Origin of the sequence: Kitasatospora sp. NPDC056181 (assembly GCF_042266225.1) — a bacterium.
In the GTDB taxonomy this organism is placed as follows: domain Bacteria; phylum Actinomycetota; class Actinomycetes; order Streptomycetales; family Streptomycetaceae; genus Kitasatospora.
In genome coordinates this window covers 150,761-169,775 of the sequence record NZ_JBHJUK010000004.1, presented here as the reverse complement: position 1 = coordinate 169,775, position 19,015 = coordinate 150,761, and the positions used below count along the sequence as shown (strand labels likewise).

17 protein-coding genes and 1 tRNA gene are annotated in these 19,015 nt (G+C 73.8%); 7 read left to right on the top strand and 11 right to left on the bottom strand.

What is annotated here, in order from left to right; translation table 11 throughout:
- Positions 1-288 precede the first annotated feature (288 nt).
- Entirely contained in the window at positions 289-1,116 is an 828-nt protein-coding gene (locus tag ACFC1F_RS03690) for a serine hydrolase (protein WP_376155396.1), read from the top strand.
- Here the strand turns inward: ACFC1F_RS03690 and ACFC1F_RS03685 are convergent.
- The 7 genes from ACFC1F_RS03685 to ACFC1F_RS03655 all read right to left on the bottom strand — a co-directional run bounded on the left by ACFC1F_RS03685 (position 1,023) and on the right by ACFC1F_RS03655 (position 8,867).
- Positions 1,023-2,096 (bottom strand): aminotransferase class I/II-fold pyridoxal phosphate-dependent enzyme, encoded by a 1,074-nt coding sequence (locus ACFC1F_RS03685; RefSeq protein ID WP_376155394.1) that lies wholly within the window; start codon positions 2,094-2,096, stop codon positions 1,023-1,025. The genes ACFC1F_RS03690 and ACFC1F_RS03685 overlap by 94 nt on opposite strands.
- A gap of 119 nt (positions 2,097-2,215) precedes the next feature.
- The gene (locus ACFC1F_RS03680; protein ID WP_376155393.1) at positions 2,216-3,349 is read right to left on the bottom strand and encodes an FAD-dependent monooxygenase; all 1,134 of its coding nucleotides are present in this window, start codon (positions 3,347-3,349) and stop codon (positions 2,216-2,218) included.
- Positions 3,350-3,386: 37 nt separating this feature from the next.
- Positions 3,387-4,034 carry an ATP/GTP-binding protein gene (locus ACFC1F_RS03675; RefSeq protein WP_376155392.1) on the bottom strand — a complete coding sequence of 216 codons (648 nt, stop codon included), beginning with the start codon at positions 4,032-4,034 and terminating at the stop codon, positions 3,387-3,389.
- Positions 4,035-4,037: 3 nt separating this feature from the next.
- The gene (locus tag ACFC1F_RS03670) at positions 4,038-4,460 is read right to left on the bottom strand and encodes a DUF742 domain-containing protein (RefSeq protein ID WP_374105937.1); all 423 of its coding nucleotides are present in this window, start codon (positions 4,458-4,460) and stop codon (positions 4,038-4,040) included.
- 7 nt (positions 4,461-4,467) lie between these two features.
- A complete protein-coding gene (locus tag ACFC1F_RS03665; RefSeq protein ID WP_376155390.1) occupies positions 4,468-4,899 on the bottom strand; it encodes a roadblock/LC7 domain-containing protein in 432 nt (143 codons plus the stop codon).
- Entirely contained in the window at positions 4,896-7,787 is a 2,892-nt protein-coding gene (locus tag ACFC1F_RS03660) for a nitrate- and nitrite sensing domain-containing protein (RefSeq protein WP_376155414.1), read from the bottom strand. The genes ACFC1F_RS03665 and ACFC1F_RS03660 overlap by 4 nt, the downstream gene beginning before the upstream one ends.
- A 384-nt stretch (positions 7,788-8,171) precedes the next feature.
- A complete protein-coding gene (locus ACFC1F_RS03655) occupies positions 8,172-8,867 on the bottom strand; it encodes a FadR/GntR family transcriptional regulator (protein WP_376155413.1) in 696 nt (231 codons plus the stop codon).
- A 256-nt stretch (positions 8,868-9,123) separates the two neighbouring features.
- On the opposite strand from ACFC1F_RS03655, the gene ACFC1F_RS03650 reads away from it, so the two are divergent.
- The 3 genes from ACFC1F_RS03650 (at position 9,124) to ACFC1F_RS03640 (ending at position 11,523) form a co-directional block, all read left to right on the top strand.
- Positions 9,124-10,794 (top strand): 2-isopropylmalate synthase, encoded by a 1,671-nt coding sequence (locus tag ACFC1F_RS03650; RefSeq protein ID WP_376155412.1) that lies wholly within the window; start codon positions 9,124-9,126, stop codon positions 10,792-10,794.
- A complete protein-coding gene (locus tag ACFC1F_RS03645) occupies positions 10,791-11,273 on the top strand; it encodes a YbaK/EbsC family protein (protein ID WP_376155388.1) in 483 nt (160 codons plus the stop codon). The genes ACFC1F_RS03650 and ACFC1F_RS03645 overlap by 4 nt, the downstream gene beginning before the upstream one ends.
- A 178-nt stretch (positions 11,274-11,451) precedes the next feature.
- Positions 11,452-11,523, top strand: a tRNA-Glu gene (locus ACFC1F_RS03640).
- Between the two features lie 164 nt (positions 11,524-11,687).
- Here the strand turns inward: ACFC1F_RS03640 and ACFC1F_RS03635 are convergent.
- Entirely contained in the window at positions 11,688-13,091 is a 1,404-nt protein-coding gene (locus ACFC1F_RS03635) for an MFS transporter (RefSeq protein WP_376155387.1), read from the bottom strand.
- A gap of 105 nt (positions 13,092-13,196) precedes the next feature.
- Between ACFC1F_RS03635 and ACFC1F_RS03630 the strand changes: the two genes are divergently transcribed.
- Entirely contained in the window at positions 13,197-13,820 is a 624-nt protein-coding gene (locus ACFC1F_RS03630; RefSeq protein ID WP_376155410.1) for a helix-turn-helix domain-containing protein, read from the top strand.
- A 94-nt stretch (positions 13,821-13,914) separates the two neighbouring features.
- Here ACFC1F_RS03630 and ACFC1F_RS03625 read toward each other — a convergent pair whose 3' ends face one another.
- Positions 13,915-14,439, bottom strand: coding sequence for a GNAT family N-acetyltransferase (locus tag ACFC1F_RS03625; RefSeq protein WP_376155385.1), 525 nt, complete (start codon positions 14,437-14,439; stop codon positions 13,915-13,917).
- A gap of 424 nt (positions 14,440-14,863) precedes the next feature.
- A complete protein-coding gene (locus ACFC1F_RS03620; protein WP_376155383.1) occupies positions 14,864-15,775 on the bottom strand; it encodes a ribosome-inactivating family protein in 912 nt (303 codons plus the stop codon).
- 311 nt (positions 15,776-16,086) lie between these two features.
- Here ACFC1F_RS03620 and ACFC1F_RS03615 point away from each other — a divergent pair, with 311 nt between their 5' ends.
- Entirely contained in the window at positions 16,087-16,281 is a 195-nt protein-coding gene (locus ACFC1F_RS03615) for a hypothetical protein (RefSeq protein WP_376155381.1), read from the top strand.
- Positions 16,282-16,383: 102 nt separating this feature from the next.
- Here ACFC1F_RS03615 and ACFC1F_RS03610 read toward each other — a convergent pair whose 3' ends face one another.
- Entirely contained in the window at positions 16,384-17,376 is a 993-nt protein-coding gene (locus ACFC1F_RS03610; protein WP_376155379.1) for a DUF5937 family protein, read from the bottom strand.
- 331 nt (positions 17,377-17,707) lie between these two features.
- Between ACFC1F_RS03610 and ACFC1F_RS03605 the strand changes: the two genes are divergently transcribed.
- On the top strand, positions 17,708-18,889 hold the full coding sequence (locus ACFC1F_RS03605) for an MFS transporter (RefSeq protein WP_376155377.1): 1,182 nt from the start codon (positions 17,708-17,710) through the stop codon (positions 18,887-18,889).
- Positions 18,890-19,015: the final 126 nt, after the last annotated feature.

Here is a 19,015-nt window from a genome sequence, read left to right as displayed (position 1 = left end):
CCCCGCGCCGCCCCGCGCCGCCCCGCGCCGCCCCGCGCCGCTCCGCGAGCAGGGCGTGCAGCCTGGCCGGCTCCTGCTCCACGTCGACGTTGTGGCGCCACCCGGTACTCGTGCGGAAGTGCCAGTCTCTCAGTGCTCATGGAACCCGCCCTCTGTGCGCAAAGGCCTTTCCCGTCCGTTGAGTTCGGAAGTCCAGGGCCGTGCGCCGGGGGTGGACAGGGGCCGTACGGAGGCGGCGGGCCTGCCCGGCCGGTTTGCCCGGAGCTCCGCCCGGGAACGTGGGCGGGCATGGTTTCCGTGGTGGTGGCGCCCTGGGGCGGCGAGCCCGTCCTCGTCCGGGCCGGCGACGAACTGCACGACGCGGCGAGCACGATGAAGGTGGCCGTGCTCGCGGCGCTGTACCGGAGTGGGGCGGATCTCGACGCCGAGGTGCCGGTGGTCAACCGGTTCGAGTCGGTGGCGGGCGGGGAGTTCGCCAACGACCCCGGCTGGGACAGCGACCCGCAGCCCTGGGCGCTGCTCGGCGGCACGGCCCCGCTGCGCACCCTCGCCGAGCGGATGATCACGCACTCCTCCAACCTCGCGACCAACCTCTGCCTCGCGCGGGCCGGGCACGAGGCGGTGGCCGACGTCTGGCGGCGGGCGGGCGCGACCCGCAGCGCCAGCCCGCGCGGGATCGAGGACTACGCGGCGCGCGACGCGGGCGTGCACAATCGGGTGAGCGCCCGCGACCTGGTCCGTCTCCTCCAGTCCCTCGCGGACGAGCCGGAGCTGCTGGCCCTGCTGGAGCGCAACGCCTTCCGGGTGGACCTGGCGGCGGGGCTGCCGCCGGGCACCCGGATCGCCTTCAAGAACGGCTGGGTCCCCGGGGCGCGGCACAGCGTCGGCCTGGTGAGCCCCGAGGACTGCCCGCCGTACCTGCTGGCGGTCTGCTACACCGGCCCGCTGGCCTCGGGCGAGGACGAGGCGGACCCGGCGGCCCGGCTGCTGGCAAGGGTCTCGGCGGCGGTCTGGGAGCGCCGTCACGACATCGCGAGCGCCTCCAGCCCGTCCAGTGCGGCCTCGTTGAGCAGGTTGATGCGGACGAAGCCGGGGTGGCCGGGGAGTTCGAAGTAGCGGCCGTCCAGGGCGAGCAGGCGGTCGGCGGGGGCGCTGGGGCGGGCGAACAGGAAGTAGCCGGTCTCGATGGCGGCCTGGGCGGTCAATGCCGTGCCGGACGACAGGCGTCGGTGGTTGGCGCGGATGTGGCCGACCAACTGGTGGTTGCCCTCGGCGCGCATCAGGTCGGCGGCGCGGTGGGCGAAGAGGCGGTCGGCCACGGTGACGTCGCCGTGCAGGTTGAGGTGGAGTTCGGCGAGCGGTTCGCGGAGCGGCTCGGGGACCAGCAGGTGTGCGCAGCGGTAGCCGTGGATGGACAGGTACTTGGTGGGGCAGACCATCCGCACGGTGAGGCCGGAGGGCAGGGCGGCGGACTCCTCGCGCCGGCCGCCGTCCCAGCGCAGGTACTGGAAGGTGCCGTCCACGAACACGAGTGAGCCGGTGGCGAGTTGCCAGTCGGCGATGCGCTTCAGGACCTGGGCGGGGACACGCCGCCCGGTGTACCAGACGGGGTCGGTGAGCAGCAGGACGGTCCGCTCGTCGGGCAGGCCCGGCTCGAACCCGGCCTCGTGGGCGTGGTCCTCGGCGACGGCGACCGGGTCGATGCCGAACTGCCGGAAGAAGTAGGCGAACTTGTAGTAGAGGGGCGGGAGGTAGTGGACCCGGGTGTGGCCGGCCAGCCTGAGCCAGGTGCAGAAGGTGCCGATCAGGCTGCTGGAGCCGCCGGCCGGGACGACCTGGCCGGGCGAGCAGGGCTCGTCGTCGTAACTCTCGTGGAGCAGGGCGATCTTGGCACGCAGCGCATGGTCCTCGTCGATCGCCGAGTAGCGGGTGACGTCGCCGAGGCGGTAGGGCGGGGTGTGGGCGAGGTCGCCGAGGTAGTCGGCGACGTAGGGGTGGCCGCCGTTGTAGTCGGAGACGAAGAGGCGTCCGTCCGGCCGCCGGCGGGCCCGTTCCACGGCCTCGTGCAGATCGAGCATCCGGAACAGCGACGACATCCCGTACCCCTCAAGCCGGCCCCGCTACTTGTCGGACGGTCGTCAAGTCTGTCCGCCGCCCTGCGCGGGCACAAGCCCGCGCAGGGCCGTCGGAGTGACGGCGGAGCGGCGGTGCGGCGTCAGTACGGCTGGACCAGGACGTGCGCGGCGCCCGGGATGCCGACCTTCAGCAGCTCGTCCTCCTCCGGGGTGGTCGGGGTGCCGGTCTCCTGCTTGAGGACGGCGCGGGACAGCGCCTGCACCCACATCGCACGCGGCCGGCGGCGCTCCTCCCAGGCGGCCAGCGCGGTGGCGACGTCCTCGGCGTCGTCCAGCGACTTCGCGAGGACGAGCGCGTCCTCGACCGCCATCGCCGCGCCCTGGGCAAGGTGCGGGGTGGAGGCGTGCGCGGCGTCGCCGGCCAGCACCACCCGGCCGACGTGCCAGGGCTTCTCCACCGTGACCTGGGAGATCCGTGAGTAGACCACCGCGGACGGGTCGGCGACCTGCGCCAGCGCCTCGGCGATCGGGCCGCCGAAGCCGCCGAGCCGCTCGGCGAGCTGCTCGTGGGCGTGCTCCCGGTCCGGGCGGAAGTCCTCGGCCTCGGCGAACACCGAGCCCAGGTACATGAGTTCGTCGGTGATCGGAGTGAGCAGCGCCTTGGCCCTGAGGTTGCCGGCGGACATCACCACGCCCTGCACCTCGGGCAGGCGCGGCAGCGTGACCCGCCAGTTGGCGAAGCCGGTGTACTCGGGCGCGTACGTGTCGCCGTACAGCCGCCGGCGCAGCGGCGAGCCGATGCCGTCGAAGCCGACCACCAGGTCGTAGCGGCCGCTGTGACCGTCGGAGAGGGTGACGTCCACGCCCTCGCCGTCGTCGTCGAGTCCGGTGATCGTGGCGGAGAAGCGGAGCGACGCGCCGGCCTCGGTGGCGGCGGCGGAGAGCACCCCGGCCAGGGCGGGCCGCGGGATGCCGTTGTTGGAGGGCGCGTCGCCCATCCGGGGCTGCGGGATCCTCGCGAGGGTGGCGCCGGCCGGGTCGCAGATGGTCAGCACGTCCCACTCGAAGCCGGCGGCCAGGCAGGCGTCCAGCACGCCGATCTCGCGCATCACGTGGAGGGCGTTGGACGGCTGGATGATGCCGACGCCGAGCGCCTCCAGCCCGTCGCGCAGCTCGGCGACGTCGACCTGGTGGCCCCGCCGGGCGAGGGCGGTGGCCAGGGTCAGGCCGCCGATCCCGCCGCCGTGGACCAGGACGCGCAGGGGTGGGGTCATGACGGATCTCCAAACAGGGGGAGTGGGAGGACGGGGCTCAGCCGACGGGCGCGGGCGGGACGGCGGCGAGGTCCATCAGGTGGTCGACGAGGGCCAGCAGGAGGTCCCGTCCGTAGAAGCGGTCGCGCACGTCGCCGAGGAGCATCGGCACCTGCGGGTCGAGGTCCAGGGCGGCCCGGATCTCGTCCGGCGTGCGGGTGTTCCGGCCGTGGAAGCAGTTGATCGCGACCACGAACGGGATGCCCCGGCTCTCGAAGAAGTCGATCGAGGCGAAGCTGGTCTCCAGCCGGCGGGTGTCGGCGACGACGATCCCGCCGAGCGCGCCGTTCACCAGGTCGTTCCACATGAACCAGAAGCGTTCCTGGCCGGGCGTGCCGAACAGGTAGACCACCAGCTCGGGGCTGACGGTGATCCGGCCGAAGTCCAGGGCGACGGTGGTGGTGTCCTTGCTGTCGACGCCGGCGAGGTCGTCCACGCCGACGCTGGCGCGGGTGAGGTACTCCTCGGTGCGCAGCGGCGCGATCTCGCTGACCGAGCCGACCAGCGTGGTCTTGCCGACGCCGAAGCCGCCCGCGATGAGGATCTTCACGGCGGCGGGGGCGTCGGCCGCGCCGGTGGTGCCGGCCCTGTCGGCAGTGCCGGCGGTGTCGGGGGCGGAGGGGGGAAGGGGTGCGGTCGGTGCCATGGTTCAGAGTCTCCGGAGTCCTTCGCGTACGGCCGTGAGCAGACCGAGGTCCGCGCCCCCGCCGGCCCGGGCCACCGAGAGCGGGGCGCGGGCCAGCAGCAGGCCCTGGGAGACCAGGTCGCCCAGGAGGATCTTGGTGACCGAGACCGGCAGGTCCAGCGCGGCCGCCACCTCGGCGACGGCGGCCGGGCGCCGGCAGCGGTCCAGGATCGTCCGGTGCTCGGGCTGGAGCCCGCGCGAGCCGGCACGGGAGCCCCGGGCCAGGGCCGTGCGGGCCTCGTCCTCGACGGTGGTGAGCACCGTGATCAGGGTGAGGTCGTCGCGCTCGGGCGCGGTGCGGCCCCGGGTGATGGTGTACGGGCGCACCATCGAGTCCGAGCCGTCCTCCTCGTCCTCGTCGGGCAGCTCGCTCCAGTGCGGGGTCACCGGGGCATCAACCCCGGTTCCTGGCCGCGAAGGCGTCGAACTCGCTGCGGACCGGGGTGGTCAGTTTCTGGCCGACCTGCTGCACCAGGGTGTGCATGGCCACCGACATCACCTCGGCGTCCACCTCCTGGGAGGCGACCACGGCCAGGTGGGTGCCCTGGGCGGCGGCGATGACGAAAAGCCAGACCTCGGACAGCTCGACGATGACCTGGTGCACCGGGCCGCCGTCGAAGAGCTGGCCGACGCCGCGGGCCAGGCTCTGCTGGCCGGTGGCGACGGCGGCCAGGCGTTCGGCGTCGGCGCGCTCGATGGAGCGGGAGTGGCTGACGACCAGGCCGTCGTCGGAGAGCAGGACGGCGTTCCTGGTCCCGGGCACCGAGTCGACGAGTCCGTCGAGTAGCCAGTCCAGGTCCTGGTGGGTGGCGATCGTACGGTTCATGACTGCTCATCCGTCCTTGTGGTTCGGGGGTCCGCGGCGGGGGGTGCCCATGGGGAGGGGGCGGGCGCGGGGGTCGGGGGGCCGGCGGGTTCGGTGGGGCCGGTGGGGGGAACCGGGTGGGTTCCGTGGTCGGGGGTCCGGTCCGTGGTCCGGTCGGGGATGACGCCGGGCGTCCGATCGGGGGTCCGGTCGGTGGTCCGGTCGGGGAGGTGGTGCTCGCCGGAGTCGTGACCGCGGCCGTGGCCGCGCGCCGCGCGGGACTGCCGCTGGAAGGCGCCGATCGCCGCCCCCGAACGCCGTGCCGGGCGCTGGAACGGGCCGGCCGCGTCGGGCTGGCGCCCGGTGGAGGCGTCGCCGACCGGGGCGGGGCCGTCCGGGCCGGGCGTGTGCCCGGTCCGGGCCGGCGGGAGGCGCAGCTCGGCGGCCAGGCTGGCCTGGCGGATCCGCTGCGGCAGCGGCGGCTGCCCGCCGCCGGGCTCGCCGAGCGGCACCGAGGACGTGTACTCGCGCCGCTCCCGCCGCTCGGCCAGCCGGTAGTGGTCGGCCGGCCGGTACTGCTCGTCCGCGTACGGGGCCTCGGCGGGGGTCACCTTGGCGTACGCGATGTCCGGGTAGGCGGGGTTGTCGTACCCGGGGGCCGGGGCGGGCCCGGCCGGGGCGGACGCCGGGGTCCCGTCGGGCGGGGTGTCGTACGCGGGACGGTCGCCGTACCCGGCGGCGTACGCCGTGTCGCACGCCGGGCCGTCCGTCGGGGAGCCGTGCTCGACCGGCTGCGCGGACTCCGCCGGCTGCTCCAGCGGCTGGACGTACTCGACGTGCGCGAACGCCTCGACCGGCGCCGCCCCCGCAGCCGGCGGGACCAGCAGGATCTCCGGCGGCTCGGCGCCGGCCGGTCCGGGCGCCGCATCGCCGCCGTCCGCCTCCGGGGCGGGCGTCACGGCCGGCACCGTCGTGCGGGGGCGCCGGGTGAGCGGGATCGGCGTGGCCGGGGTCGCGTCCGGAAGGCCCGCGTCGCCGTCGATGACCAGCTCGGCGGGGACGAGCACGACGACCCGTGTCCCGCCGAAGGCCGACGGCCGGAACTCGATCCGCAGGCCGGTGCCGGCGGCCAGCCGGGACACCACGTGGAAGCCGAGGCGGATGTCGTCCGCCCGGGCCAGCACGTCCGTCCGGGGCGGACGGCTCATCAGCTCGTTGGCGGCGTCGTACTGGGCCGGGTCCATGCCGAGCCCGCGGTCCTCGATCTCGACCGCCAGCCCGCGGCCGACCATGGCGGCCCGCACCTCGACCGGTGTCGGCGGCTTGGAGAAGTTCGCCGCGTTCTCCATCAGCTCGGCGAGCACGTGTGCGACCGGGCCGACGGCGCGCTCGGAGAGCCACGGGTGGCCCTCGACGTCCAGCATGATCCGCCGGTAGTCCTGCACCTCGCCCTGGGCGGAGCGGAGCACGTCCAGCAGCGGGACGGGCTTGCGCCAGCGCCGCTGCGGCTGGCCGCCGGCCAGGATGACGAGGCTCTCCTCGTAGCGGCGCAGGCGGGCGGTGAGGTGGTCGAGGTCGAACAGGCCCTCCAGCACCTCCGGGTCCTCGTGCTTGCGCTCCAGCTCGTCCAGCTTCTTCAGCTGCCGGCCGATCAGCAGCTGGGTGCGGCGGGCGATGCGCTGGAGCAGCCGCTCGAAGCCGCGGTGCTGCTCGGCCTGCCGGACGGCGGTCGCCAGCGCGGACGCGCGGGCCATGTTGAGCGCCTGGCCGAGGCGGGCCAGTTCGTCGGTGCCGTTGCCGTGGTCGCCCGCGGTGACCGCCCGGGTCTCGGCCTCGACGTCGACCTGCTCGCCCTGGGCGAGGCGCTCGACGACCTCGGGCAGGGTGCGCTCCAGCTCCTGCGCCTGGGTGTGCAGTTCCTCGATCCGGCGGCGCAGCGAGCGGGTCAGCCGCCAGCTGGTGACGATCACCGCGACGACTGCGATCAGGCCGATCACGGTGGTCAGTGCGAAGCTGGTGAGCAGCGAGAGGAACGAGGCCTTGCCGACCTCGACGATGCCGCTGGTCCGGGTCTCGATGACCTTCACCAGCTGCGGGTTGAGCTGGTCGACGGCCTGCCGCCACTGGTCCTGGGCGGCCGGCAGCCTGACGGTGCCGCCGGTGTCCGCGGTGACGGGCCTGGTCAGCGACTGCTCGACGGCGGACTTGGCCTGCCACGCCGGGCTGTTCATCAGGTCGTGCCAGGCCGCGGCCTCGTCGGCCGGGACGTAGGGGACGACCTGGACGGTGAAGAGGTGGTCCTGGGCGCCGATGGCCTGTTGGACCTGCTGGAAGTCGCCGGTGGCGAGCTTCCCGGACGGCCAGCCGCGGGCCAGGATGGCGTCCTCCCGGGCCAGCATCTCCTTGGCCCAGAAGGCGTTCACCAGGGTCTTGGAGATCCAGGTGACCTCGCCGTTGTCCACGTGGCTCAGTGCGGTGAACAGCCGCAGGTCGACGGCGATCAGGTCGGTGTAGTAGCTGAACACGGCCTGCTGGTCGACGGCGCCGCGGTCGACGGCGGACCGCTGCTCGGCCAGTCTGCCCAGGGCCTGCCGTGCCTCGGCGACCGCGCTGCGCACCTCGGCGGGTGCGTTGCCGGCGGTCTCGCCGGAGAGTGCCTGGAACTGGCGCACGGCGTCGTCGGTGGCCTGGCGCTGACGGCGCAGTGCCTCGGTGACGCTGCCGGGCCGGGCGAGCGACTCGGCGCTGAGCCGGCGCTCCTCCTGGAGGTTGTAGTAGACGATGTTGGACGGCTGCCCGGCCTTCTGGGCCAGCAGGCCCTGGTCGGCCTGGCGGTTGAAGTCCGCGAAGGTCTGGCCGCTGGTGACCGCCCAGAGGACCGCGAGGGCGACACCGGGGACGACGGCCAGAACGAGCAGTGCCGTCCGCAGGGACAGGCGTGGCCGCCTGCGGGGGGTCTTCGGCGTCGGGGGCCGCCGATTCGCACGCGCGCGCAGAGCTGACTCCTAGGGGAAGGCGGTCGGCCTGGTGGGCCGGACCGTCCGGGCACGGGCTTTTGACGAGGCGATACTAGTCATACCGTGTAATAGGAGTGAAAACCCGTTCGCTCTCTGGACGGGATGCACACACAGCCTTAACACAATGTCATTCGCGGGTTCATGATTGGTGGGCGAAGGACCGTTGTCATACGGGATGACCTGCAATGACGCGTTATCAGGGCAGATGGGCGGCGGTCGGCAGGGCACCCCGGGGGCGTCCGGGGGGATCGTGTGAGAAGTGTGTGCCGGTGCTGCTCAGCCCGCGAGCAACCGCGCCCGGGTCGATTCCAGTTCGTCCGCCAGCACCTGCCCGGCGCCCTCCGCATCACCCCGGCGGACCGCCTCCACCAGCTCCGCGTGCGCCGCGTAGCCGTGCCCCGGGTCGCCCTTGCGCAGCTCCAGCAGGGCCACCAGCTCGACCAGGCGCTCCCTCAGGACCGGGACGAACTCCGCGAAGAGGTCGGACAGCACGGGGTTGCCGGCGGCCGCCACCACCGCACTGTGCAGCGCGATGTCGGCGTCCACGAAGACCGCGTCCGCCGCCCCGCCGGCCTCCCGGCGTGCGGTCAGCGCCCGGTCCAGCGCGGCCAGGTCGGCCTCGCCGCGCCGGACGGCGGCCAGCCGCGCGGCCTGCACCTCGACCATCGTCCGAACCTCGTACAGGTGCGCCAGCTCCGCCCTGCGCAGCCGTGCCGGCCAGTCCCCGCCCGGCCGGTCCGCCGTCACGAAGACGCCCGCGCCCTGGCGGCTGCGCACCATCCCGGCGCCGACCAGCGCGCGCAGCGCCTCCCGGACCGTCGACCGGCCGACGCCCAACTCCCGGGCCAGCGCCACCTCGCCCGGCAGTCTGCCGCCGACCGGCCACTGCCCGGCGGTGATCTGCTCCGCGATCCGCCGGGCGGCCTGGTCGACCAGGGGGGAGGGACGGAGGGGGCCGCCGAGCGAGGACATCGCGTTCACCTGACAGGTTGTCTGAGGAGTTGGTCGGCGGCTACCGTACCCGGCATGAAGCCGTGGAGTCTCCTTCTTGGTGGCCGCAGCGGGGTCTGACCGGACCGGCACCCCGCTGCGGGGCGCCGTGCTGCCGGTTCGTCCTCCGGTACCGACCTCGCGAAGGACCTTCACCGTGCGATTTCCCACGCTCCGCACCCCCGCCGGCCCCGTCCCGGCCGCCGCGCCCGCCTGGAACCCGCAGCGCGGCAGCGCCATGCCGCACCACCGCTACCGGCCCGCCCACGAGCGGGTCCACCTGCCTGCCGGAGAGCCGCGGGACTGGCCCTCGCGCCGGATCGAGCAGGCTCCGCTCTGGGTCCCCGTCGACCTGCGCGACGGCAACCAGGCGCTGGCCGAGCCGATGGACCCGGCGCGCAAGCAACGGATGTTCGACCTCTTCCTGGCCATGGGCTTCAAGGAGATCGAGGTCGGCTACCCCTCCGCCAGCCGCACCGACTTCGACTTCGTCCGCCGGCTGGCCACCACCCCCGGCGCCGTCCCCGAGGACGTCACCGTCGTCGTCTTCACCGCCGCCCGCGAGGACCTGATCGACCGCACCTTCGAATCCGTCGAAGGCCTGCCCAAGGTCGTCGTCCACCTCTACACCGCCACCGCCCCGGCCTGGCGCGACGTCGTCCTCGGCCGCGACCGGGACGAGGTCCGGGCCCTGGTCACCGCCGCCGCCGGGCACATGGCCCGGCGGGCCGGCGACCGCCCCGGCCTGCGCTTCGAGTTCTCGCCCGAGGTGTTCAACCTGACCGAGCCGGACTTCGTCCTGGACGTCTGCAACGGCGTCACCGCGCTCTGGGACGCGAGCCCCGACCGCCCGGTCATCCACAACCTGCCCGCCACCGTCGAGATCGCCACCCCCAACGTCTACGCCGACCAGATCGAGTACATGCACCGCCACCTCGCCCGGCGCGAGGCGGTGATCCTCTCCGTCCACCCGCACAACGACCGCGGCACCGGCGTCGCCTGCGCCGAACTCGCCGTCCTGGCCGGCGCCCAGCGGGTCGAGGGCTGCCTGTTCGGCAACGGCGAGCGGACCGGCAACGTCGACCTGGTGACGCTGGCCCTCAACCTGCACACCCAGGGCGTCGACCCGATGATCGACTTCTCCGACATCGACGAGATCCGCCGGACCGTCGAGCACTGCAACCGCCTCCCCGTCCACGAGCGCCACCCCTACGTCGGGGACCTCGTCCACACCGCCTTCTCCGGCACCCACCAGGACGCCATCAAGAAGGGGTTCGCCCACCACGCCAAGACGGCGGCCGACCTGGGCGTGCCGGCGGCGCAGGCGCCCTGGGCCGTCCCCTACCTGCCGATCGACCCGGCGGACCTGGGGCGCGACTACGAGGCCGTGATCCGGGTGAACAGCCAGTCCGGCAAGGGCGGCATCGCCTACCTGCTGCAGACCGGGCGCGGGCTCGACCTGCCGCGCCGCCTCCAGATCGAGTTCTCCCGGGTGGTGCAGGAGTCGGCCGACGACAGCGGGCGCGAGGTGACCGCCGACGAGCTGTACGTGCTGTTCCGCGCCACCTACCTGGACGCCGCGCTGCAGGTCGCGTGGCGCACCGGGGAGGAGGACGGCCGGCACTGGGCGGAGGTCGGCCCGCACCGGGGCGAGGGCAACGGCCCGCTGGACGCCGTCACCGCCGCCCTGCGCGCCGGCGGAACCGCCGTCGACATCCTCGGCTTCACCGAGCACGCCGTCCGCACCGGCCCCGACAGCGACGCCGTCGCGTACGTCGAGGCGCGGGTCGGGGGAGAGGTGGTCTGGGGCGTCGGGCGGGACTCCTCCGTCCTCACCGCCGGCGTACGGGCCGTGCTGAGCGCCGCCGGCCGCGCGACGGCGAACGGGCAGGAGAGGATGTCGGTATGACGCCCGCACTCCCCACCCGGAGCCAGGCCGTGGCCGACGCCCTCGCGGCGGCCGGCCTGCCCGGTGAGATCCGTGTCCTGCCCGACTCCGCCCGCACCGCCGCGGAGGCCGCCGCCGCGCTCGGCTGCGAGGTCGGCGCCATCGCCAACAGCCTGGTCTTCAGCTGCGACGACGCGCCCCTGCTGGTCATGACCAGCGGCGCCCACCGCGTCGACACGGCCCACCTGGCCCGGGAGCTGGGCACCGGCCCGATCACCCGCGCGTCCGCGGCCCAGGTCCGCGAGGCCACCGGCCAGGCCATCGGCGGCGTCGCCCCGGTCGGCCACCCGGCCCCGCTGCGCACCGTCGTGGACACGGCGCTGGCCGGGTACGAGCTGCTCTGGGCCGCGGCCGGACACCCGCACACCGTGGTGCCGATGACGTACGAGGAGCTGCTGAGGCTGACCGGCGGCACGCCGTCGGCGGTGGCGGCGGAGTGAGCGCGCGGCGCCCGCCCGGCCGGGTCCGGGCGGGCGCCGCCGCCTGAGGTGCGGGGCCGGTCCCGGGCCGGCAGCGGCCGCGGCGGCAGGGCCGATTTCACCTCCGGATCATCCGCTGATAAGTTCTTCCACGTCAGCAGGACGAGATCGCGAAAGTGATCGAGACCCGGGCTGTCAGGCGTCGGTGGTGCAGCGGTAGCACGCCCACTTTCAGTGGGAGGGGTTCGTTCAATTCGGGCCCGGCGCTCCAACTCGTAGGGGCGGAAGTCGTTTTCGACTTCCGCCCCTTTCGGTTTTCCCGGGGCGGTGGCGAGGCCGGTGCGGCGTGTGGCGTGTGGCGCGTGGCCGTGTGGCCGTGTGGTGCGGTCCGTGGGGGCGGCCGGCGTCCGGGGGCTACCGGCCGGCGTCCGGGGGCTACCGGCCGGCGGTCGGGCGGGGGCCCGGCCCTGAGGCCCGGGCCACCGCGAAGAGGAACAGTCCGCAGGCCGTCACGAGCAGCCAGCCGGGACGCGACGCGCCGGCGAGTCCGTCGGGGTCGACGCCGGCCACCAGCCCCCCGGCGACGGCGATGCCGACCGCCGAGCCGACCTGGCGCGCGGTCGAGGTGATGGCCCCGGCCACGCCGGCCCGGGACGGCGGCAGGCCGGCGACCGCGGTGTTGGTGATCGGCGCGTTGGCGAAGCCGAAGCCGACCCCGATCAGCAGGTAGGCGAGCAGGAGCAGCAGGACGCTGGTGTCCCGGCCGAGCTCCACCAGGCAGAGACCGCCGGCGGCGGTGAACCCGCCCGCCAGGAGGAGCGGACGTCGCGGTCCGAGACGCCCCACCAGGGCACCCGACCAGGGCGCGCACAGGGCGGCCCCGAGCGCCATCGGCAGAGTGGCCGCCCCGGTCGCCAGCGGCGTCCAGCCCCGGGCGTGCTGGAGGTAGAGCGTGTTGAGCAGCAGGCTCGTGTTCAGCGCGACGAACACGGCCACGGCGCCCAGGACGGCCGTGGCGAACGGCGCCCGCCGGAAGAGCCCGAGGTCCATCAGGGGATCGCTGCTGCGCCGCTCGACCCGGGCGAACCCGGCCGCCGCAGCCACGACCAGGGCGTAGCCGGCCAGCGCCAGGGGCGAGCTCCAGCCGATCCGCGGGCCCTCGATGAGGACGGCGACCGCGGCGCACAGAGCAAGGGTGAGGAGCAGCTGGCCGGGAAGGTCGAGCGGCCTGGCGCGCTGCCCGCGCGACTCCGGCACGAACACCGCGACCAGGACGAGGGCCCCGATCACGACCGGTGCGTTGATCCAGAACACCGATCGCCAGCCGAACGCCGCGATCAGCGCCCCGCCGGTGACCGGGCCCGCCGCCATGCTGAGCCCGAAGACCGAGGCCCAGACGCCGATCGCCCGGGCCCGCTCCTGCGGATCGGGCATCGCGTTGACCACGATCGCCAGGGCCACCGGGCTCAGCATCGAGGCCCCGACCCCCTGGGCGGCCCGCGCCGCGACGAGGAACCCCAGCGACGGGGCCACCGCGCAGGCGAGCGAGGAGAGGCCGAAGACGACCAGCCCGGTCCGGAACACGCGACGGCGTCCGAAGCGGTCCGCGAGGGCGCCGGAGGCGATCAGGAGACTGGCCAGGACCACGGTGTAGGAGTCCACGACCCACTCCAGGCTGCGGGTGTCCACGCCCAGGCCGCGTCCGATCTCGGGCAGACCGACGTTGACGATCGTGGTGTCCAGGCCCACGAGGAACATGCTCAGCGCGCAGACGGCCAGTACCGTCCACCGCCGGCGGGCGCTCAATGCGGGTTGAGCAGCCAGAATTGCTGTGGTCACGGGCCCACCTTCCGTTCGGCATCGCTTGCGGCCCCATGCTCGGACCGGGGACCGGTGCCGGCCCAGGGTCTTTGCGAAGACTGCAAAATGGTCCCCATGAACCGCATGGACCGGATGAACCCGGTGGGCGCCTCGCACGCCTCGCACGGCCCGGACGACGGGGTCGCGGAGATCCTCGAAAGCATCGGGCCGCGGCTGCGGGCCCTGCGGCGCGACCGCGGCCTCACCCTCGAAGCGCTCGCGGAGGAGAGCGGGATCTCCGTGAGCACGCTGTCGCGCCTGGAGTCCGGCAAACGGCGCCCGACACTCGACCTGCTCATCCCGCTCGCGCGGACCCACCGCGTCGCACTGGACCAGCTGGTGGCGGCGCCCGCCACCGGCGACCCGCGCGTCCACCTGAAGCCGCAGCGCAGGAAGCGCGGCAGTGTCCTGGTGCCGCTGACGCAGTACCCCGGCCGCGTCCAGGTCTTCAAGCAGGTGCTCGGGCACCGCGAACCGGAGCTGGTGACCCACGCCGGCTACGAATGGCTCTACGTGCTCGCCGGTGAACTCCGGCTCATCCTCGGCGAGCGCGAGGTCATCCTCCGTCCGGGCGAGGTGGCCGAGTTCGACACCGGCGAACCGCACTGGTTCGGCCCCGCCGGCGCGGACGCGGTGGAGATCCTGCACCTCTTCGGCCCCCACGGCGACCAGGCCGTCGTCCGCACCGGCCCGTCGGCGACGCCGTGATCCCGCGCCGTGACGGGCCCCATCGACGGGGCCGCAGCCGGGCGGCTGCGACCCCGTCATCAATGACGTGGCGTCAGGTCCACCACCTCCGCGCTTACATACCGAACGCCGCCGCCCAGCGGGCCGTGCCGGACGGCAGCGGGTCGCCCTCGTTCAGGCTGAGCGCCATCCACGCCTCGTCGGGCACGTCCATGGTGAGCTCCATGCCGTGCGCGGAGGCGCGGACGAAGCCGAACCGCGGGTAGTACGTCGGGTGCCCGAGCAGGAACACGAAGCGCTCACCCGCCGCGCGGGCGGCATCGAGCGCGGCGAGGACGGTGGCAGAGCCGGCGCCCGAACGCTGGTGGTCCGGGTGCACGGAGACCGGCCCCATGGCGAGAGCGGGGACGTCGCCGATGTACGCCCGGGAGAGGACGACATGGGCGACGGGCGTGCCGGCCGGGTCGGCGGCCTGCGTGGCGACGAAGGAGAGGCCGTCGATCCAGCCCTCGTCGGCGCGCAACGCGGCGAGGAGGTCGGCCTCGTGTGCCCGGCCGAAGGCGGCGAGGGTCAGGGCCTGGACGGTCGGGACGTCCGAGGGGGTCTCGGTACGGGTGAGCCAGGAAGAGGTCGAGGACATGGTGAACCCTTGGATGAAGGGCCCCGGCGCAACGCGGAAAGTACGGTCAGACCAGGGCCCGGGAGATGAGGACGGGCATCCGGGCGCTGCGCAGCACAGGCGCAGCGGTCATCACCGCGGCCACAATCTCACCTTCCCCGTCTCTCTCGGCATCCTGGTCAAGCACGGACGAGGCGACCGTAGCAGGGCGGGGGCTTCAACGCTCCTGATTTATTCGCCCGGATGCACCGGGGGCCGCTCGCCGGGTGGTGGACGGCCGAGGCGGAAGGTGGTGCGTCAGAGGGAGGCGGCGAACTCCACGAACGCCTGCGCCCAGCGGGCTTCCCGTGCGCGCCGCCGGCGACCACAACGGCAGGTGGGCGGCCACCCACAGGGGTGTGGCCGCCCACCTGCCGTTGGCGGTTCGTCATCCACGGGGAAGCGACTACCTGGGACGCGACCCGCTGTAGAGGTCCATGTAGGACACGTACTGCATCAGCTGCTGCAACGTGTAGAACGTACGGGCGAAGACCCCTTCGCCGACCGTGACGGGCGGGGTGCCGGCGTTGTTCATGACCCGGTACACCCAGTTCGAGAGCGTGTCCCAGTTCCTCTCCAGGTTGACGTTCTCCGTGCCGATCTGGGCGACGCCGTGGTCACGGATGTTGCCGCGGATGTTGTCGAAGATCCTTCCGAAGCGCGCCGCCTCCGAGGTGGCCTGGATCATCATGACGAGGGAGTCCGCCAGGACGGCGCGCCCGCTGCCGCTGTTCTGGAGCGCGGCGATCTGACGCACCTGCTGCAGGGCGTTGTCGAGCCGCGGCCCGTTGATCTGCTGGTTCTGCCGGCTGCCGCCGCCGGGCAGGCCGTTGTAGTTGCTGGTCCAGGGGAGGGTGCTCGCCTGGACCCCCAGCACCCGGTTGAAGCGCTCCCTCGGCGCGTCACCGTCGTTGAAGACCCAGTGCGTTCCCCCGACCTGGTAGAAGCCGGCCACGTAGAGGTTGTGCGGCCAGAAGTAGATCGCTCCGAGGTAGGCGCCGCCCCGGTTCAGGCTGATCTGGATGAGCTGGTCGTTGTCCGCCACGACGGTCTCGTCCAGGTCGGTCCTGAACCAGTCGTGGCTGCTGAGCGAGTGGAGCTGGGAGATCACGTCCCAATACCGCTGGTGCGCCGACGCACCGCCGCCGTTCAGGTCGCTGATGTCCCAGTTGATGGTGCTGAGGCGGTTGTTGGTGTCGGCGTGCGCCGAAGGCGGCGTCATACCCATGAGCCCGACCGCCAGGGCCAGGGCCACCAGTGCGCCGACCAGCCGCCGGCGCACTCGTACCAGTGCGCCGGATCCGTTCATTGTGAGCATGCGGGAGTTCCTCGATGGTGAGACGACGGGTCGTCAGCGCGCCGGCCCGGCCACTGGTTTCCGCACGTGGCGAGCATCCATGACGCGCTGTCGGCACGCTAATCGGCCGCACGATCCACTGATGTGCCGCCGGGGCCGTGGCTCTTGATCTGCAGCGCACTCCCCGCCCTGCCATCGCCGACCGGCCTGCCCGGTCCCACCACCGCGCAGGAAGTCGGCCGGGCGGGAAGGTGCGTATGCTGCTCGAAATCCGGTCCTGTCCTTCGGTCGGGAGGATCGCCGGCACCAACTGTGAGGCAGGGGTGGGAAACATGGTGGGACTGGTCCTGGTCGGCATCCTGGCGGCCGTCGTCGGCGGCTGCGTCTGCGTGGTCTGGGCGGACCGCGGCGGGCCCCGCTGGGCGCGTGTCGTGGCCCGGGTGACCGTCGGCGCGGGCAGGATGCTGCGGCGCTACCAGAAGCAGGAGAGCCGCAGCGTCGGCCGGTCCTCGGACGACGGCTTGTAGGCCCACTGTCCTTGGGTCCACGGCTCGCAGGTCCGCGGCTCGCAGGTCACGGCTCGCAGGTCACGGCTCGCAGGTCCGCGGCTCGGGGTCGCACCCTGCTCCTCAGTCCTCCCTCCCGCCCCGTTCGGCAGCCGTGAGCAGCACCTCGGCGGCCTCGGTGCGGGTGTACAGCACGTACCGGCCGGCGCGGTGGGCGTCGACCAGGCCGGCGGCGCGCAGGGCGGTCAGGTGCTGGGAGACGCCGCCCGGGGTGATGCCGGTGCGCCGGGCCAGGTCGGTGGTGGAGGCCGGGAGGTCGAGCTCGGCGAGCAGGTGCGCCCTGGTCCGGCCGAGCACCGCGGCGAGGGGCTGGGCCACCGCCGTGCGCCGTTCCCACAGGGTGGCGATGCCGCGCGGCGGGTACCGCAGGGTGGGCTGCCAGGCGGGGGCGGTGACGGAGAAGACGCGGGGCCAGGCGAACACCGACGGCACGAGCAGCAGGCCGTGCCCGCCGAGCCGCAGGGAGCCGCCGGGGGAGCGGTGCCGGATGCGCAGTGTTTCGCTGTCCCAGGCGACGGCCGGGTCGAGGTCGTTGAGCAGCCGGTCGGCGCCGCCCTCGGCCAGCAGCCTGGCCCGGTGGAGTACGTCGCCCTCCAGCAGCGAGCGCATCCGCGGCCAGTACGGCGCGAGCGCGATCTCCCAGAAGGCCTCGACGATTTCGGCGAGCTGCGCCAGGCCGCCGTGCGGGTCGGCGAGCAGTGCGTCGATCCGCGCGGACCGTGGCGCCCGCTTCCCGCCGAGGCCGGCGCGGACCCGTTCCGCCGGGGTCGCCCGGAGCGCGGCCAGCTCGACCGTCAGGTCGGACAGCGGAGTCGTCGGCGGGGGAGCGATGAAGATCGGGATCGCCCGGGGCGGGGCGGGGACGAGGTCGGCGAGCAGGCCCCAGTCCAGCCCGGCGGCGGCCAGTCGCGGGCGTACCTGGTCGCTCCACGGCCGGTACAGAGGGTGCGCGTCCGGGTTCCTGAGGATCCGGACGCTCGCCACGACCTCCCAGAGCGGGGACAGGGCGAACCTGGTCCGCGCCAGGTCGCGGGCGGTGAACTCCAACTCCAGCACGGCGCATCCCCGTCATTCGCTCGGCCTCTTGCTTTTAGCTCAGCCTAAATTCATGGTCCGGGTCCGGGGACGGCGCGAGGCTCGCCGCATGACCACGACTCACCCCGGTGCGACTCACCCCGACAAGGCACACCCCGGCGCGACTCACCCCGACAAGGCACACCCCGGTGCGACTCACCCCGACAAGGCACACCCCGGCACGACTCACCCCGACAAGGCACACCCCGGCACGACTCACCCCGGTGCGACCCGGCCGCCCGCGGCCCGGCCCGCGACCAGCCGTCCGCTTCTCCGCGATCCCGACTTCCGACTGCTGCTCGGTGCGACGGGGGTGAGCAGACTCGGCAGCGCGGTCGGCCAGCTCGCGCTCCCGCTGGTCGCCGTGCTGGCGCTGGACAGCTCGGCGGGGCAGGTCGGTCTGCTGTCGACGATGGGCACCCTGGCGTTCGTGCTGATCGGTCTGCCCGCCGGGGCCTGGGTCGACCGGCTGCGCAAGCGGCCCGTGATGGTGGCCGCCGACCTCGTCCGGGTGGTGCTGGTCGCCTCGGTGCCGGTCGCCTGGGCGTTCGGCGCACTCACCATCCAGCAGCTCTGCCTGGTCGCCCTGCTGACGGGTGCGGCCACCGTCTTCTTCGACGTCGCCGCGCTGAGTCATCTGCCGGACCTCGTCGGCCGGGACCACCTCGCCCGGGCCAACGCGTACCTGGTGACGGTCGACGCCGCGACCCAGGTCGGGGGCCGGGGCGCGGGCGGCTTCCTGGTGGCACTGGTCTCCGCGCCCCTCGCGCTCGCCGTCGACGCCGTCAGCTACCTCTGGTCGGCGGTCTGCCTGCTGCGCCTCCGCCGGCCGGAGCCGCAGCCGCAGCCGGCGCCCGAGGAGGCGGACCGCCGGCGGCTGGCCCGGGAGATCCGGGAGGGCCTGCGCTTCGTCTTCGGCCACCCCTCGCTGCGGGCCGTCGCCCTGGCGGGTGGCTGCACCAACCTGTCCATCCAGCTCTGCCAGACCGTGCTCCCCGTCCTGTTCGTCCGTGAGCTCCGGCTCCCCGACGCCGCGATCGGCCTGTTCTTCGCCGCCGGCGGGATCGGTGTCTTCCTCGGCTCGCTGTCGGCCCGCCACCTGGCCCGCCGCCTCGGCGCCGGGCGGGTGCTCTGGTCGATGGGTCTGGCGGTCGCACCGCTCGGTGTCGCGGTGGCGCTGGTCGACCGGGGCCCGGCGCTCTGGCTCGCCGCCGCCGGCTGGCTGGTCACCACCTTCAAGGTCGGCATCGACAACGTCCTCAAGGTCAGCTATCGCCAGAGCGTCACCCCCGACCGGCTGCTCGGCCGGATGAACGCCACGATGCGCTTCGTCCTCACCGGCTCCCTCGCGGCCGGGGCGGCACTGGCCGGCCTGCTCGGCGAGCTGTTCTCCACCCGTGCCGCCCTCTGGGCGGGCGCCGTGGGCCTCGCCCTCGTCTGGGTACCGGTCTACTTCTCGCCCCTGCGGACACTGCGCGAGCTGCCGGGCCTCTGAGCCGCGGCCGTCTGTGCCGGTGGCCTGCGCGCCGTCCTGCCGTTCTGACGCCCTGTTGCCCTGCGGCCCTGCGGCCCTGCGGCCCTGCGGCCCTGCGGCCCTGCGGCCCTGCGGTCCTGCGGTCCT

Coding starts and splice junctions, on each gene's coding strand:
- ACFC1F_RS03690 (WP_376155396.1), top strand. CDS start 289: ATGGTTTCCGTGGTGGTGGCGCCCTGGGGCGGCGAGCCCGTCCTCGTC.
- ACFC1F_RS03685 (WP_376155394.1), bottom strand. CDS start 2,096: ATGTCGTCGCTGTTCCGGATGCTCGATCTGCACGAGGCCGTGGAACGG.
- ACFC1F_RS03680 (WP_376155393.1), bottom strand. CDS start 3,349: ATGACCCCACCCCTGCGCGTCCTGGTCCACGGCGGCGGGATCGGCGGC.
- ACFC1F_RS03675 (WP_376155392.1), bottom strand. CDS start 4,034: ATGGCACCGACCGCACCCCTTCCCCCCTCCGCCCCCGACACCGCCGGC.
- ACFC1F_RS03665 (WP_376155390.1), bottom strand. CDS start 4,899: ATGAACCGTACGATCGCCACCCACCAGGACCTGGACTGGCTACTCGAC.
- ACFC1F_RS03655 (WP_376155413.1), bottom strand. CDS start 8,867: ATGTCCTCGCTCGGCGGCCCCCTCCGTCCCTCCCCCCTGGTCGACCAG.
- ACFC1F_RS03650 (WP_376155412.1), top strand. CDS start 9,124: ATGCCGCACCACCGCTACCGGCCCGCCCACGAGCGGGTCCACCTGCCT.
- ACFC1F_RS03645 (WP_376155388.1), top strand. CDS start 10,791: ATGACGCCCGCACTCCCCACCCGGAGCCAGGCCGTGGCCGACGCCCTC.
- ACFC1F_RS03630 (WP_376155410.1), top strand. CDS start 13,197: ATGGACCGGATGAACCCGGTGGGCGCCTCGCACGCCTCGCACGGCCCG.
- ACFC1F_RS03625 (WP_376155385.1), bottom strand. CDS start 14,439: ATGTCCTCGACCTCTTCCTGGCTCACCCGTACCGAGACCCCCTCGGAC.
- ACFC1F_RS03620 (WP_376155383.1), bottom strand. CDS start 15,775: ATGCTCACAATGAACGGATCCGGCGCACTGGTACGAGTGCGCCGGCGG.
- ACFC1F_RS03615 (WP_376155381.1), top strand. CDS start 16,087: ATGGTGGGACTGGTCCTGGTCGGCATCCTGGCGGCCGTCGTCGGCGGC.